We start from the raw sequence: 15351 nt of genomic DNA on the forward strand, positions 1-15351 counted from the left end.
CAACCCCGCCACCACGATGCCGTTCGTCAACAGCGGCACCTCGGGCCTCAACAACGCCGAGATCCGCAACTACACGCTCAACTTCGGCCCCCAGCATCCGGCCGCGCACGGCGTGCTGCGCCTGATCCTGGAAATGGACGGCGAAGTCGTGCAGCGCGCCGACCCGCATATCGGCCTGCTGCACCGCGGCACCGAGAAGCTGGCCGAGTCCAAGCCGTTCAACCAGTCGATCGGCTACATGGATCGTCTGGATTACGTGTCGATGATGTGCAACGAGCACGCTTACGTGCGCGCGATCGAAACCCTGATGGGGATCGAGGCGCCCGAGCGTGCGCAGTACATCCGCACCATGTTCGATGAAATCACCCGCATCCTGAACCACCTGATGTGGGTCGGTTCCAACGCGCTCGACCTGGGCGCGATGGCGGTGTTCCTGTACGCCTTCCGCGAGCGCGAAGAGCTCATGGACTGCTACGAGGCGGTCAGCGGCGCGCGCATGCACGCCGCGTACTACCGTCCCGGCGGCGTCTATCGCGATCTGCCCGAGCGGATGCCGAAGTACAAGGAATCGCCGTGGAAGAAGGGCAGCAGCCTCAAGCGCTTCAACGAGTGGCGCGAAGGCTCGATGCTCGACTACCTGGATGCGTTCACCGACGATTTCCCCAAGCGCGTCGACGAGTACGAGACGCTGCTGACCGATAACCGCATCTGGAAACAGCGCACCGTCGGCGTGGGCGTGATCTCGCCGGAGCAGGCCCTGGCCTGGGGCATGACCGGTCCGATGATCCGCGGCTCCGGCATCGCCTGGGACCTGCGCAAGAAGCAGCCCTATGCCAAGTACGCCGAGGTCGATTTCGACATTCCGGTCGGCGTCAACGGCGACTGCTACGACCGTTACCTGGTGCGCGTCGCGGAAATGCGCGAATCCACCCGCATCATCAAGCAGTGCGTGAAGTGGCTGCGCGCCAATCCCGGCCCCGTGATCGTCGACAACTTCAAGGTCGCCCCGCCCAAGCGCGAGGAGATGAAGGACGACATGGAAGCCCTGATCCATCACTTCAAGCTGTTCTCCGAAGGCTATTGCGTGCCGGCCGGCGAGACCTATGCCGCGGTCGAGGCGCCCAAGGGCGAGTTCGGCTGCTACCTGGTCTCCGACGGCGCCAACAAGCCGTTCCGGGTCAAGCTGCGCGCGCCGGGCTTCGCCCATCTGTCGTCGATGGACGAGGTCGTCAAGGGCCACATGCTCGCCGACGTGGTGGCGATGATCGGCACCTACGACATCGTGTTCGGCGAGATCGATCGGTGAAGGCGGGAATCGGGAATCGCGAATGGGGAATCGACAAAGCTGAGGCCGTGCGGTTTTGCGCCGAGCTTCTGCGATTCGCCCGCTCCGCTTTCTCGCTGTTCCGCTTTTCCCGACTCTCGATTCCCCATTCCCGATTCCCGGCTTTACCCTTATGAAAGCGACAGGCAATTTCGAAGCCACCCAGCACGTCGATCCGATGCTCGCGCTATCGGACAAGACGCGTGCGCACATCGATCACTGGCTGAGCAAGTTTCCGCCGGACCGTAAGCGCTCGGCCGTGCTGCAGGGGCTGCATGCGGCGCAGGAGCAGAACGGCGGTTGGTTGACCGACGAGCTGATCGCCGCGGTGGCCAAGTACCTGAGCCTGCCGCCGGTGTGGGCCTACGAGGTCGCGAGCTTCTACTCGATGTTCGAGACCGAGAAAGTCGGTCGCAACAACGTCGCCTTCTGCACCAACATCAGCTGCTGGCTCAACGGCGCCGAGGACCTGGTCCGGCACGCCGAGAAGAAGCTCGGCTGCAAGCTCGGCGAATCCACCGCCGACGGCCGCGTCTTCCTCAAGCGCGAGGAAGAGTGCCTGGCCGCTTGCTGCGGCGCGCCGGTGGTCGTCGTCAATGGTCATTACCACGAGAAGCTCGACGCGACCCAGGTCGACGCGCTGCTCGACGGTTTGAAGTGAGGTCGGCCCCGATGGCGCATCACGATCACCACGATTATTCCAAGGGCTACGGCCCGGTCGGCCCGGCTCCGCAGGAGCACCAGGTCGTCTACACGACACTGCACTACGAAACCCCCTGGTCGTACGAGAACTATCTCAAGACCGGCGGTTACAGCGCGTTGCGCAAGATCCTCAGCGAGAAGACCGACCCGGCGCAGATCGTCGACATGGTCAAGGCGTCGGGCCTGCGCGGCCGCGGCGGCGCGGGCTTCCCGACCGGCCTGAAGTGGAGCTTCATGCCCAAGGGCAGCGGCACCCAGAAGTACATTCTGTGTAACTCGGACGAATCCGAGCCGGGCACCGCCAAGGACCGCGACATCCTGCGCTTCAACCCGCATGCGGTGGTCGAGGGCATGGCGATCGCCTGCTACGCGACCGGTTCGACCGTCGCCTACAACTACCTGCGCGGCGAATTCCATCACGAGCCGTTCGAGCATTTCGAGCAGGCGCTGAAGGAAGCCTACGAACACGGCTGGCTGGGCAAGAACGTGCTCGGCAGCGGCGTGGACATCGACATCTACGGTGCGCTCGGCGCCGGCGCCTACATCTGCGGCGAAGAAACCGCGCTGATGGAATCGCTGGAAGGCAAGAAGGGCCAGCCGCGCTACAAGCCGCCGTTCCCGGCCAATTTCGGCCTGTACGGCAAGCCGACCACGATCAACAACACCGAGACCTACGCTTCGGTGCCGGCGATCCTGCGCAACGGCGCCGAGTGGTTCCTCAACCTCGGCAAGCCGAACAACGGCGGCCCGAAGATCTTCTCGGTGTCCGGCCACGTCAATAAGCCGGGCAATTACGAGATCCGCCTGGGCACTTCGTTCGCCGACCTGCTCGAACTTGCCGGCGGCGTGCGCGGCGGGCGCAAGCTCAAGGCCGTGATCCCCGGCGGTTCCTCGATGAAGGTGCTGCCGGCCGAGGCGATGATGGCCTGCACGATGGACTACGACTCGCTGCAGAAGGCCGGTTCCGGCCTCGGCTCGGGCGCGGTGATCGTGATGGACGAGACCGCCTGCATGGTCCGCGCCTGCCAGCGCATCGCCCGGTTCTATTTCAAGGAAAGCTGCGGCCAGTGCACGCCGTGCCGCGAAGGCACCGGCTGGATGTACCGCATGCTGACCCGCATCGTCGAGAAGCAGGCGACCCTGGACGATCTGCAGATGCTGCGCGCCGCGGCGGGCCAGATCGAAGGCCACACCATCTGCGCGTTCGGCGAAGCCGCCGCGTGGCCGGTGCAGGGCTTCCTGCATCACTTCTGGAGCGAGTTCGAGTACGCGATCGTCAACAAGCGTTTCCTGGTCGACGATCAGGCCGCCGGCAACGTGGAGATGGCGGCATGAGCGCGGCGCACTACCACAACCCCCATTGTTCGAACGCAATGCGTCCGAACAATGCGCCCCTTGACTCAAGGGGCTCGTTCCTCGCTTTGATGGGGAGCTCGCTGTGAGCGCTCAACCGGTAAATCCCAATCTGCCGCCGGACCACGTCACCGTCTTCATCGACGGCGTCGAGATGGCCGCGCCGAAGGGTTCGATGATCATCCAGGCCGCCGACAAGGCCGGCATCGCGATCCCGCGTTTCTGCTACCACGACAAGCTGGCGATCGCGGCGAACTGCCGCATGTGCCTGGTCGAAGTCGAGAAGATGCCCAAGCCGGCGCCGGCCTGCGCCACGCCGGTCATGGACGGCATGAAGGTCGTCACGCGCAGCGAAAAGGCACTGAAGTCGCAGCGCAACGTGATGGAGTTCCTGCTCGTCAATCATCCGCTCGACTGCCCGATCTGCGATCAGGGCGGCGAGTGCGAACTGCAAGACCTGTCGATGGGCTACGGCCGTTCGGTCAGCCGTTTCTCCGAGCGCAAGCGCGTGGTGCCCGACGAGGACATCGGCCCGCTGGTCGCCACCGAGATGACGCGCTGCATCCAGTGCACGCGCTGCGTCCGCTTCACCGCCGAGATCGCCGGTACCTACGAGCTCGGCGGCATGTACCGCGGCGAGAACCTGCAGATCGGCACTTTCGACGGCAAGCCTTTGACCACCGAGCTGTCGGGCAACGTCATCGACGTGTGCCCGGTCGGCGCGCTGACCAACAAGGTGTTCCAGTTCAAGGCGCGCCCGTGGGAGCTGACCGCACGCGAGTCGCTGGGCTATCACGACGCGCTCGGCAGCAACCTGTTCCTGCACGTGCGCCGCGGCGACGTGCTGCGCACCGTGCCGCGCGACAACGAAGCGGTCAACGAGTGCTGGCTGTCGGACCGCGACCGTTATTCGCACCAGGGCCTGTACGCGGAAGACCGCGCTCAGCGCCCCATGGTCAAGGACGGCGGCGAGTGGCGCGAGGCCTCGTGGGACGAGGCCATGGCCCGCGCCGCTAAGATCCTGCGCGACAACGGCGGCGATAACCTCGGTGTGCTCGCGCACCCGGCGACCTCGAACGAAGAGGGCGCGCTGCTGGCTCGTCTGGCCGAGGCCCTGGGCACCGGCAATCTCGATCACCGCATCTCCCAGCACGACCTGTCCGACGCCGCCATGGCCGAAACCTTCGCCATGCCGGTCGCCGAGATCGACAAGGCCGACCTGGTGGTGATCGTCGGCAGCAACCTGCGTCACGAACTGCCGCTGGTGCATCAGCGCGTGCGCAAGGCCTTCAACCGCGGCGCCAAGGTGCACGTGGTCAATCCGGTCGACTTCGATTTCACCTTCGACGTCGCCGGCAAGCGCATCGTCGCGCCGTCGCAGCTCGCTGCCGCGCTCGGCGACGAGGCGCTGCGCGAAGCCGCCAAGAACGCCACGCATGCGGCGGTCATCGTCGGTGCGCTGGCCGAGAACGGCCCCTACGCCGCCGCCATCCGCGCCGCCGCGAAGGCTTTCGCCGACGCCACCGGCGCGCGTCTGTGCCGTATTCCGCAGGGCGCGAACGCGGTCGGCCTGGCTCGCCAGGGCGTGCTGCCGAGTGCCCGCGATGCGCGCGGCATGCTCGACGAAGCGCGCGGCGCCTACATTCTCTACGGCATCGAGCCGGGTCTGGATTTCGCCGACACCGCCAGTGCGCTGCGCGCGCTCGGCGCGGCCCAGGTCGTGGCCTTCAGCCATTACGCCTGCCGTTCGACCCAGGCCGTCGCCGACGTGATCCTGCCGATCGGTCTGCTGCCTGAAGTCGACGCCACTTTGACCAATCTCGACGGCATCGAGCAACGTGCGGTCTCCGGCGGCAAGCTGCCGGGCGAAGCGCGTCCGGGCTGGCGCGTGCTGCGCGCGCTCGGCGGCGAACTGGCGGCCAAGGGCTTCGAGTTCACCGATCTCGACGGCCTGCGCGCCGGTCTGCAAGGCCGCGACGTCAAGCCGGCCGCCGGCCGTGCGCCGACGGCGGCGGGCGAGGGCATGGAGGTCGCGGTCTCGACCGCGATCTACCGCAGCGACGCCACCGTGCGCCGCGCGCCCGCATTGCAATCGCACCCGCTCAATCTCGAGCCGCGTGCGGTGCTGCATTCCAGCGATGCCGCCGCGCTCGGTTTCACCGCTGGCGCGGTGGGCAAGTTCAGCGCCGGCGCCGGCACCGCCACGCTGCCGGTCGCGATCAGCGACAAGGTCGCGCCGGGTACGGTCTGGATCGAAAGCGGGCATGGCGCCACCGCGCCGCTCGGCGCCGCCCGCGTCAACGTGGTGAGGGCATGAGTGCGATGAACACTGCCACCGCAATCGCCCAAGTGGTCGATCCCTTCCACGCATGGCTGGAGTCGTTCGGCATGGCCGGCACGGTCGCCTGGATCGTGCTCAAGATCCTGCTGATCGCGATGCCGGTGATCATCACCGTCGCCTTCTACGTGGTCTGGGAACGCAAGCTGATCGGCTGGATGCACGTGCGCCGCGGTCCGATGTACGTCGGCATGGGCATCCTCCAGGCCTTCGCCGACGTGTTCAAGCTGCTGTTCAAGGAAGTGATCCAGCCGACCAAGGCCGAGTCCTTCCTGTACAAGCTCGCGCCGCTGCTGACCCTGGCGCCGGCGTTCGCGGCCTGGGCGGTGGTGCCGTTCGACACCAAGCTGGTGCTGTCCAACGCCAATGCCGGTCTGTTGTATCTGCTGGCGATGACCTCGCTCGGCGTGTACGGCATCATCCTGGCCGGCTGGGCGTCGAACTCGAAGTACGCCTTTCTCGGCGCGATGCGCGCCGCGGCCCAGGTGGTCTCGTACGAAATCGCCATGGGCTTCGCCATGGTCGGCGTGATGGTCGGCGCCGGCAGCCTCAACCTCACCGACATCGTGATGGCGCAGTCCGGCAACGCCGGCGCGCTGGAATGGTTCGCGCTGCCGATGTTGCCGCTGTTCGTGGTCTATTTCATCTCCGGCGTGGCCGAGACCAACCGCGCGCCGTTCGACGTGGTCGAGGGCGAGTCGGAAATCGTCGCCGGTCACATGGTGGAGTATTCGGGGTCGGCGTTCGCGCTGTTCTTCCTGGCCGAATACGCCAACATGATCCTGATCAGCTTCCTGACCTCGCTGTTCTTCCTCGGCGGCTGGCTCAGCCCGTTCCAGGGCCTGGGCATTCCGCTGCTGTCGGTCGACGGCTGGTGGTGGCTGCTGGTCAAGGTGTTCTTCTTCGCCAGCTGCTTCATCTGGTTCCGCGCTTCGTTCCCGCGCTATCGCTACGACCAGATCATGCGTCTGGGCTGGAAGGTCTTCATCCCCTTGACCATCGCCTGGATCTGCGTGGTCGCGGTGATGGCGTACTACGGCGTCTTCCAGCCGGGACAGTGAGACAGGCATCCTAATGAACCGCATCGTTTCCTATTTCAAGAGCCTGCTCCTGATCGAGCTCGCACAGGGCCTTGGGCTGACGCTCAAGTACCTGTTCAAGCCCAAGTACACGCTGATGTACCCGATGGAGAAGACCCCGCAATCGCCGCGCTTCCGCGGCGTGCACGCGCTGCGCCGTTATCCCAACGGCGAAGAGCGCTGCATCGCCTGCAAGCTGTGCGAGGCGGTGTGCCCGGCGCTGGCGATCACGATCGACTCGGAAAAGCGCGCCGACGGCACCCGCCGCACCACGCGTTACGACATCGATCTGTTCAAGTGCATCTTCTGCGGCTTCTGCGAAGAGTCCTGCCCGGTCGACTCGATCGTGGAAACCCACATCCACGAGTATCACTTCGACCAACGCGGACAGAACATCGTCAACAAGCAGCAGCTGCTGGCCATCGGCGACCGTCTCGAAACCGAGATCGCCGAACGCCGCGCTGCCGACGCCGCCTTCCGCTGAGTACACACGATATGGATCTCGCCCAGATCGCTTTCTTCGTCTTCGCCGCCGCGGCCACGCTGTCGGCGGTGGCCGTGATCAGCCTGAAAAACCCGGTCCACGCCGCGCTCAGCCTGGTGCTGACCTTCTTCTCGGTGGCCTGCGTGTGGATCATCGCCGGCGCCGAATTCCTCGGCGTGGCCCTGATCCTGGTCTACGTCGGCGCGGTGATGGTGCTGTTCCTGTTCGTGGTGATGATGCTCGATATCGACGTGGCGCCGCTGCGCGAAGGCTACGTGCGCTATCTGCCGTTCGGCCTGCTGGTCGCGGTGGTGATGCTGGTCGAGATGCTGACCCTGATCGGGGTCAAGGCCAACCTGGCCACGCCGCTGACCGCGGACGCCGCCGGCGCCTCCAACACCAAGTGGCTGGCGCATGCGCTGTTCACCGACTTCCTGCTGCCGTTCGAGATCGCCGCGGTGATCCTGACGGTGGCGGTGATCGCCGCGGTCATGCTGACCCTGCGCCGCCGCCCGGGCGCCAAGCACCAGAACCCGAGCGCCCAGGCCCGCGTCCGCGCCAGCGACCGCGTCCGCCTCATCAAGATGGATGCGGTCAAACCGGTGGTGCCGGCGCCCGCCGAACCCGCCGCGCAGGAGGCCAAGCCGTGAGCGAATTCTTTGGGTCGGGCCTCGCGCTGGGCCATTACCTCGCCCTCGGCGCGGTGCTGTTCTGCATCAGCGTCGCCGGCATCTTCCTCAACCGCAAGAACGTGATCGTGTTGCTGATGTCGATCGAGCTGATGCTGCTCGCGGTCAACATCAACTTCGTCGCGTTCTCGCGTCAGCTGGCCGATCCGGCCGGTCAGGTGTTCGTGTTCTTCATCCTGACCGTCGCCGCCGCCGAGGCCGCCATCGGCCTGGCGATCCTGGTCACGCTGTTCCGCAACCGGCGCACGATCAACGTCGCTGAAATCGACACGATGAAAGGCTGATCCGGCATGGAACCCGCAATCTCCAAGTCCATCCTGCTGGCGATCGTGCTCGCGCCGTTGCTCGGCTCGATCATCGCCGGCCTGTTCGGACGCAAGGTCGGCCGCGCCGGCTCGCACACGATCACCATCCTCGGCGTCGCCGCGAGCTGCGCGATGTCGGTGTACGTGCTCTGGCAGTTGGCCGGGCTGGGCGCCTCGCCGTTCAACGAGAACGTCTACACCTGGTTCCAGGTCGGCGGTTATGAGGCCCACGTCGGCTTCATGATCGACAAGCTGACCGCGATGATGATGGTGGTCGTCACCTTCGTCTCGCTGCTGGTCCACGTCTACACCATCGGCTACATGGCCGACGACCCGGGTTACCAGCGCTTCTTCAGCTATATCTCGCTGTTCACCTTCTCGATGCTCATGCTGGTCATGAGCAACAACTTCCTGCAGCTGTTCTTCGGCTGGGAAGCGGTGGGCCTGGTCTCCTACCTGTTGATCGGTTTCTGGTTCAAGAAGCCGACCGCGGTGTTCGCCAACATGAAGGCGTTCCTGGTCAACCGCGTCGGCGATTTCGGCTTCCTGCTCGGCATCTGCGCGGTGATGTGGGCGCTGGGCTCGCTCGACTACGGCACCGTGTTCGCCAACGCGCCGACCCTGGCCGACCGCACCATCCAGGTGTGGGGCGGCGAGCACCCGATCGTCTGGTCGCTGCCGACGGTGATCTGCATCTGTCTGTTCATCGGCGCGATGGGCAAGTCGGCGCAAGTGCCGCTGCACGTCTGGCTGCCCGACTCGATGGAAGGCCCGACCCCGATCTCGGCGCTGATCCATGCCGCGACGATGGTCACCGCCGGCATCTTCATGGTCGCGCGCATGTCGCCGCTGTTCGAGCTGTCGCAGACGGCGCTGAACTTCGTCCTCTTCATCGGCGCCACCACCGCGTTCTGGACCGGCCTGATCGGCATCGTCCAGAACGACATCAAGCGCGTGGTCGCGTACTCGACCCTGTCGCAGCTGGGCTACATGACCGTCGCGCTCGGCGTGTCGGCGTACTCGGCGGCGGTCTACCACCTGATGACCCACGCGTTCTTCAAGGCGCTGCTGTTCCTCGCCGCGGGCTCGGTCATCATCGGCATGCACCACGAGCAGGACATGCGCAAGATGGGCGGCCTGCGCAAGTACATGCCGATCACCTACTGGACCAGTCTGCTCGGCACGCTGGCCCTGGTCGGCACGCCGTTCTTCGCCGGTTTCTACTCGAAGGACACCATCATCGAGGCGGCGCACCACGCCGCGCACGGCGAGCACGCCAATTGGGTCGCCCAGTACGCCTATTGGGCGGTGCTGCTCGGTGCCTTCGTGACCGCCTTCTACAGCTTCCGCCTGCTGTACATGACCTTCCACGGCAAGGAGCGTTTCCGCGACGCGCATGCCGGGCACGGTCACGACGACCATGCGGCGCACGCCCATGACGATCATGGCCACGGCAAGCACGACGAGACGCACGACGACCACGGTCATCATGGCCCGCACGAGCCGCACGAATCGCCGTGGGTGGTCACTGTGCCGCTGATCCTGCTGGCGATCCCGTCGGTGCTGATCGGCTTCTTCACCGCCGGCCCGATGCTGTTCGGCACCGATTGGCTGGACTACAAGGTCAAGCAGCTGCCGTTCTTCCTCGGTGCGATCGACCTGGACGCCGCCCGCGACACCATCGCGATGGTCGGCGAGGAGGCCTGGCACGGTCCGGTGGCGTTCGCGCTGCACGGCTTCCAGGCGCCGGCGTTCTGGCTCGCGTTCTCAGGCTTCGCCCTGGCCACGGTCATGTACTGGTGGAAGCCGGAGCTGCCGGCCAAGGCGCGCAAGCTGTTCGCGCTGCCGGTGCGCATCCTGGAGAACAAGTACGGCATGGACAATCTGTGGATCGACGGCTTCGCCGCCGGCGGCGTGGGCATCGGCAAGGCCTCGCGCGCGGTCGACAGCAAGCTGATCGACGGCGCCGTCGTCAACGGCGGTGCGAGCCTGGTCGGCTTCGTCGCCAACCTGACCCGCCGCGTCCAATCCGGTTATCTCTACCACTACGCCTTCGCGATGATCCTCGGCCTGATTGCATTGCTCGCCGTCGTCATCCGGTTCTGGCACTAATCCGACAAGGACACCCGACGTGAGCCCCGTGCCCTTGCTTAGCATTCTGATCTGGCTGCCGATCCTCGGCGGTTTCGCCACCCTCGCGTTCGGCAACGAGCGCGCCAACGCCGCGCGTTGGTTCGCCCTGGTGGTGGCCCTCGTCACGCTCGGCCTGAGCGTGATGATGTTCACCCATGCCGATTTCGGCAGCGCGGCGATGCAGTTGGTCGAAGACCACGCCTGGATCCCGACCTACGACATCCGCTACCACCTTGGCGCGGACGGCATCTCGGCGGCGCTGATCGCGCTGACCACGCTGACCTCGAGCCTGGTGCTGATCAGCGCATGGACCTCGATCGACAAGCGCGTCAGCCAGTATTACGCCGCCTTCCTGATCCTCGAAGGCCTGATGGTCGGCGTGTTCTCGGCCCTGGACGCGATGCTGTTCTACGTGTTCTTCGAGGGCATGCTGATCCCGATGTTCATCATCATCGGCGTCTGGGGCGGCCCGCGCCGCGTCTACGCGTCGGTGAAGTTCTTCCTGTACACCTTCCTCGGCTCGGTGTTCATGCTGGTCGGGTTGATCTACCTGTACCTGAAGGGCGGCAGCTGGCAGTTGTCGGACATGTACGCGCTGCAGCTCAACGCGGCCGAGCAGATGTGGATCTTCTTCGGCTTCCTGATCGCCTTCGCGGTCAAGGTGCCGATGTTCCCGGTCCACACCTGGTTGCCGGACGCGCACGTCGAGGCGCCGACCGCCGGTTCGGTGATCCTGGCTGCGATCATGCTGAAGATCGGCGGCTACGGTTTCCTGCGTTTCGTCCTGCCGATCGTGCCGGACGCCGGCCACGAGTGGGCCTGGCTGGTGATCGCCCTGAGCCTGATCGCGATCATCTACGTCGGTATGGTCGCCCTGGTCCAGGACGACATGAAGAAACTGATCGCGTACTCGTCGGTTTCGCACATGGGCTTCGTCACCCTGGGCACGTTCATCGCCTTCGCCCTGGTCCACAACGGCGATGCGCACGGCACCGATGCCGCGCGCCTGGGCCTGCAGGGCGCGATGGTGCAGATGATCAGCCACGGCTTCGTGTCGGGCGCGATGTTCACCTGCGTCGGCGTGCTCTACGACCGCATGCACAGCCGCATGATCAAAGACTACGGCGGCGTCGCCAACGTGATGCCGTGGTTCGCCGCGTTCGTGGTGTTGTTCGCGATGGCCAACTCGGGCCTGCCGGGCACCTCGGGTTTCGTCGGCGAGTTCATGGTGATCGTGGCCAGCTTCCAGCAGCACCCGCTGATCGCGTTCGGCGCGGCCACCACCCTGATCGTCGGCGCCGGCTACACCCTGTGGCTGGTCAAGCGGGTGATCTGGGGCGACGTCGGCAACGCCCATGTCGCCGAGTTGGAAGACATCAACCCGCGCGAAGCGCTGGTGCTGGGTGTGTTCGCGGCCGGTGTGCTGGTGCTCGGCCTGTGGCCGAAGCCGCTGACCGACCTGATGGAACCCGCCATCGCGAACCTGGCCAGCCAGATCGTCGCCAGTAAGTTGTGAACCCCGCGTGGGCTCAGGCCCGCGCGGTGGAGAAGTGAGTAGAAGCGAGTAGTGAGGAACGAGTAGGAAGCGCGAACGCGGCAGCTCACTTCTCACTCCTCTGAACTCGTTCCTAGAGCAAGGCTCGCCCAGGGCCGGATCCGCCAAGAGATTCACTAATGAACATGCCTGTACGGACCATCGCCGACCTGATGCCCCTGCTGCCCGAACTGGTGGTGATCATCGGCGCGTTCGCGCTGCTGATGCTCGATCTGTTCATCGAGGAGCGCAACCGCATCGTTTCCCACGTGTTCGCGATCGTCGTGGTCGCGGTGGCGACGGCGCTGATCGCCTTCGATGTCGGCGGGCAGGGCACGGTGCTCAGCGGCATGTTCGTGCGCGACACCGCCGCCGACGGCCTCAAGCTCGGCATCGGCGTGGTCGGCATCCTGTCGATGATCTACACCTGGCCTTACCTGCGTTCGCGCGGCCTGTACAAGGGCGAAGTCGCGGTGCTGATGCTGTTCGCCATCGCCGGCATGATGCTGTTGGTCTCGGCCGGCAGCCTGGTCATGGTCTACCTCGGCCTGGAAATGCTGGCCCTGTGTTCCTACGCGCTGGTCGCGGTGGACCGCGACAGCCCGCTGGCCTCGGAAGCGGCGATCAAGTACTTCGTGCTCGGTGCGCTGGCCTCGGGCCTGCTGCTGTACGGCCTGTCGCTGATCTACGGCGCCACCGGCAGCCTGATGCTCGACCAGATCGCGATCGCGGCCCAGGTCGGTCCGTCCTCGCTGATGATGATCACCGGCGTGGTGTTCGTGGTCGCCGGCATCGCCTTCAAGTTCGGTGCGGCGCCGTTCCATATGTGGCTGCCGGACGTCTACCAGGGCGCGCCGACCCCGATCACTCTGTTCATCGGTTCGGCGCCGAAGCTGGCCGCGTTCGGCATGACCTACCGCCTGCTCGAAGTCGGTGCGGCGGGGCAGGAGGACCATTGGCGCCTGCTGCTGGCCGGCCTGGCCGTGCTGTCGCTGGCGATCGGTAACCTCAGCGCGCTGGTCCAGACCAACCTCAAGCGCCTGCTGGCGTACTCGACGGTCTCGCACGTCGGCTTCCTGTTCCTCGGCATGGCCGGCGGCGGCGCCCAGGGCTTCGCCGCGGCGATGTTCTACGCGATCAGCTATGCGTTGATGTCGGCCGCGGCCTTCGCCGCGATCATCGTCATGTCCGGCCGCGGTTTCGACGCCGACAAGATCGACGACTACAAGGGCCTCAACGCGCGCAGCCCGTGGCTGGCCGGCATGGTCCTGTGCGTGATGGCCTCGCTGGCCGGCCTGCCGCCGTTCCTCGGCTTCTGGGCCAAGCTGGCGGTGCTCAAGGCCGCGCTGCAGGGCGACATGTTGTGGCTGGCGATCGTCGGCATCGTGTTCGCGGTGATCGGCGCGTTCTACTACCTGCGCGTGATCAAGGCGATGTACTTCGACGAGCCCGACGGCAAGATGCCGCCGCCGAGCGACGACCGTCCGCTGCGCGTGGTGTTCGGGGTCAACGCGCTCGCGCTGTTGGCGCTGGGCCTGGCCTGGAACCCGATCATGGACTGGTGCATGCGCGCGTTCCCGTCCTGATCGACGGCCGCATCCGAAACCTTCGACGGTTTCGCTGACACTTTCAGCATCGGGCCGGCTTTTGCCGGCCCGATGCGTTTGTGGCGCGCGATCCTCGCGGCTGTGCGGCCGTCTCGGCGCAGCGCCGGCCGAAGCGGGTAGCGAGGGCGGGATTCGTATCTGCGATTCGCCGGGGAAGGCGAGGGGGCTGTGGACGGCATCGAAAGCAGATGTGCCGGGCTCGTTCGGTTTTCGGCCTCTGAGCCTACGTATGAGGCAAAGCCGCGAGGTATCGCCTTTTCTGCTGTCATCCCCGCGGAGGCGGGTAAATGGATGCGCTCGCGAGCCATAGGCTCGCGCATCCATGAACGCCAGGGCGCCATGCGCTCCGGCCGGGCCGCAGAGACTTCAGAGTCATGTTGCGATAAAACCCCGGATATTCGGCTACGCCGGAATAAGGCGGAGCTCGCTTTCGAGGGAATGACGGGCCGGGCGAACTCGAAGAGCACGGTGGGGCTTCGCCGCAGACGCCACTGGACACCCGTTGCGAGGCCGCCGAACGCGCCGGACAACCAGGCCCAGCATGGCCTGGCGTTGAAATCTGCGACAGGTTTTTCTGTCGGCCCGGACCGATTGCAACGCCCATCGCAAAAAAGACTTGAAAATATTTGAATGCGCATTAATATTGCGGCCTGCACCAACGCCGCGAATTCCCAAGGGAATCCACCGGTTCGATGCAGCGGTAAGCGGCAATCATGAAGATCTGATTGCAGGCTTGCAGAAAGTAACGCCGGCCGTTATGATGGTCGGCCTGATGCGGGGTGGAGCAGTCTGGCAGCTCGTCGGGCTCATAACCCGAAGGTCGCAGGTTCAAATCCTGCCCCCGCTACCAGCTTCGGCTGGCGAATCGAAAGCCTCTCTAGAGGCTTTCTTTTTTGGCCGCGAAGCTCGGGCTTTGTGATCGCGCTCTGCTCGCGCGAACACACCGAAATCCAGTTGTACGGACAAGGGGCCCGATGGGCCCCTTGTTGTTTTTGGGTTTCCGGAAGCTTCGTTTCGAATGGCGTCCCGCGTTCATGCGCTTGCGGACCGCGAAACGGATGGCAGCGGAAACATGACATATCGAACATTGGTTACACCAGGATTGGTTACACCAGTCGCAACCCCGAGTCAGGAGTCAGGCGCGTGACGGACAAGGCAACGCAAATCGCTGCATTGCTCGCCCCGACGGTGGAGTCGTTGGGCGTGGAACTGCTCGGCGTGGAATATCTGCCGGCCGCCGGCAATGCAGTGCTGCGTATTTATATCGATGTGCCCGCCGATGAAGCGGCCGCAGGCGCCGATGGCGCCGAGCCGCGTTCGGTGTCGATCGAGGACTGCGAGGCGGTAAGCCGCGAAGTGTCGGCGCAGCTCGACGTCGAGGACCCGATCAGCAGCAATTACACCCTCGAAGTGTCGTCGCCGGGCATCGACCGCCCGCTGTTTACGCTCGAGCATTACCGCCGCCTGGTCGGCGAAACGGTCAAGGTCGCGCTCAAGCTGCCGCACGAAGGCCGCCGTCGCCTGCAGGGCCGGATCGTCGCCATCGAAGGCGAGCAGGTCGTGTTCACGGTCGAGGCCGCGACGTTCACCGTGCCGTTCGCGAATATCGACAAGGGCCGTCTGGTGCCCGACTGGGCCGCGCTCGGCCTGGCCCCGAGCAAGGGCGAGCCGCAAGGCGCGCCGGCCAAGGGCCGACCCAAGAACAAGTCCTCGAAGGCCAAGCCTTCGAAGAAGAAGTGATCACAACGATTCAGATTCAGCCAATTACCAATCCCAATAGCCGGCGGCTGCGAGCCGACCCGT

12 protein-coding genes and 1 tRNA gene are annotated in these 15351 nt (G+C 65.3%); all 13 read left to right on the forward strand.

The window, feature by feature from the left end; all coding sequences use genetic code 11:
* Window positions 1–16 precede the first annotated feature (16 nt).
* A complete protein-coding gene (locus tag LC490_RS09885; protein ID WP_031370878.1) occupies window positions 17–1306 on the forward strand; it encodes an NADH-quinone oxidoreductase subunit D in 1290 nt (429 codons plus the stop codon).
* A 151-nt stretch (window positions 1307–1457) separates the two neighbouring features.
* Window positions 1458–1985 (forward strand): NADH-quinone oxidoreductase subunit NuoE, encoded by a 528-nt coding sequence (gene nuoE, locus LC490_RS09890; RefSeq protein WP_223620085.1) that lies wholly within the window; start codon window positions 1458–1460, stop codon window positions 1983–1985.
* An 11-nt stretch (window positions 1986–1996) separates the two neighbouring features.
* Window positions 1997–3361, forward strand: coding sequence for an NADH-quinone oxidoreductase subunit NuoF (nuoF, locus tag LC490_RS09895; protein WP_031370876.1), 1365 nt, complete (start codon window positions 1997–1999; stop codon window positions 3359–3361).
* A gap of 103 nt (window positions 3362–3464) precedes the next feature.
* Window positions 3465–5696, forward strand: a complete 2232-nt coding sequence (gene nuoG / locus LC490_RS09900) for an NADH-quinone oxidoreductase subunit NuoG (RefSeq protein WP_223620086.1) — start codon at window positions 3465–3467, stop codon at window positions 5694–5696.
* A gap of 5 nt (window positions 5697–5701) precedes the next feature.
* On the forward strand, window positions 5702–6778 hold the full coding sequence (gene nuoH, locus LC490_RS09905; RefSeq protein ID WP_031370874.1) for an NADH-quinone oxidoreductase subunit NuoH: 1077 nt from the start codon (window positions 5702–5704) through the stop codon (window positions 6776–6778).
* Between the two features lie 13 nt (window positions 6779–6791).
* The gene (gene nuoI, locus LC490_RS09910; RefSeq protein WP_031370873.1) at window positions 6792–7280 is read left to right on the forward strand and encodes an NADH-quinone oxidoreductase subunit NuoI; all 489 of its coding nucleotides are present in this window, start codon (window positions 6792–6794) and stop codon (window positions 7278–7280) included.
* An 11-nt stretch (window positions 7281–7291) separates the two neighbouring features.
* A complete protein-coding gene (locus LC490_RS09915) occupies window positions 7292–7930 on the forward strand; it encodes an NADH-quinone oxidoreductase subunit J (RefSeq protein ID WP_031370872.1) in 639 nt (212 codons plus the stop codon).
* A 26-nt stretch (window positions 7931–7956) separates the two neighbouring features.
* Window positions 7957–8253 (forward strand): NADH-quinone oxidoreductase subunit NuoK, encoded by a 297-nt coding sequence (gene nuoK / locus LC490_RS09920; protein WP_148649187.1) that lies wholly within the window; start codon window positions 7957–7959, stop codon window positions 8251–8253.
* 6 nt (window positions 8254–8259) lie between these two features.
* Complete coding sequence (gene nuoL, locus LC490_RS09925; RefSeq protein ID WP_223620087.1) at window positions 8260–10386, forward strand: NADH-quinone oxidoreductase subunit L; 2127 nt, start codon at window positions 8260–8262, stop codon at window positions 10384–10386.
* 19 nt (window positions 10387–10405) lie between these two features.
* Complete coding sequence (locus tag LC490_RS09930; RefSeq protein ID WP_031370869.1) at window positions 10406–11923, forward strand: NADH-quinone oxidoreductase subunit M; 1518 nt, start codon at window positions 10406–10408, stop codon at window positions 11921–11923.
* A gap of 158 nt (window positions 11924–12081) precedes the next feature.
* Window positions 12082–13527 (forward strand): NADH-quinone oxidoreductase subunit NuoN, encoded by a 1446-nt coding sequence (gene nuoN, locus LC490_RS09935; protein ID WP_031370868.1) that lies wholly within the window; start codon window positions 12082–12084, stop codon window positions 13525–13527.
* A gap of 794 nt (window positions 13528–14321) precedes the next feature.
* Window positions 14322–14398 (forward strand) — tRNA-Met (locus LC490_RS09940).
* Window positions 14399–14691: 293 nt separating this feature from the next.
* A complete protein-coding gene (gene rimP, locus LC490_RS09945; RefSeq protein WP_223620088.1) occupies window positions 14692–15288 on the forward strand; it encodes a ribosome maturation factor RimP in 597 nt (198 codons plus the stop codon).
* Window positions 15289–15351: the final 63 nt, after the last annotated feature.

It is taken from the genome of Lysobacter sp. ESA13C, assembly GCF_019970005.1.
GTDB lineage: Bacteria > Pseudomonadota > Gammaproteobacteria > Xanthomonadales > Xanthomonadaceae > Lysobacter > Lysobacter antibioticus_B.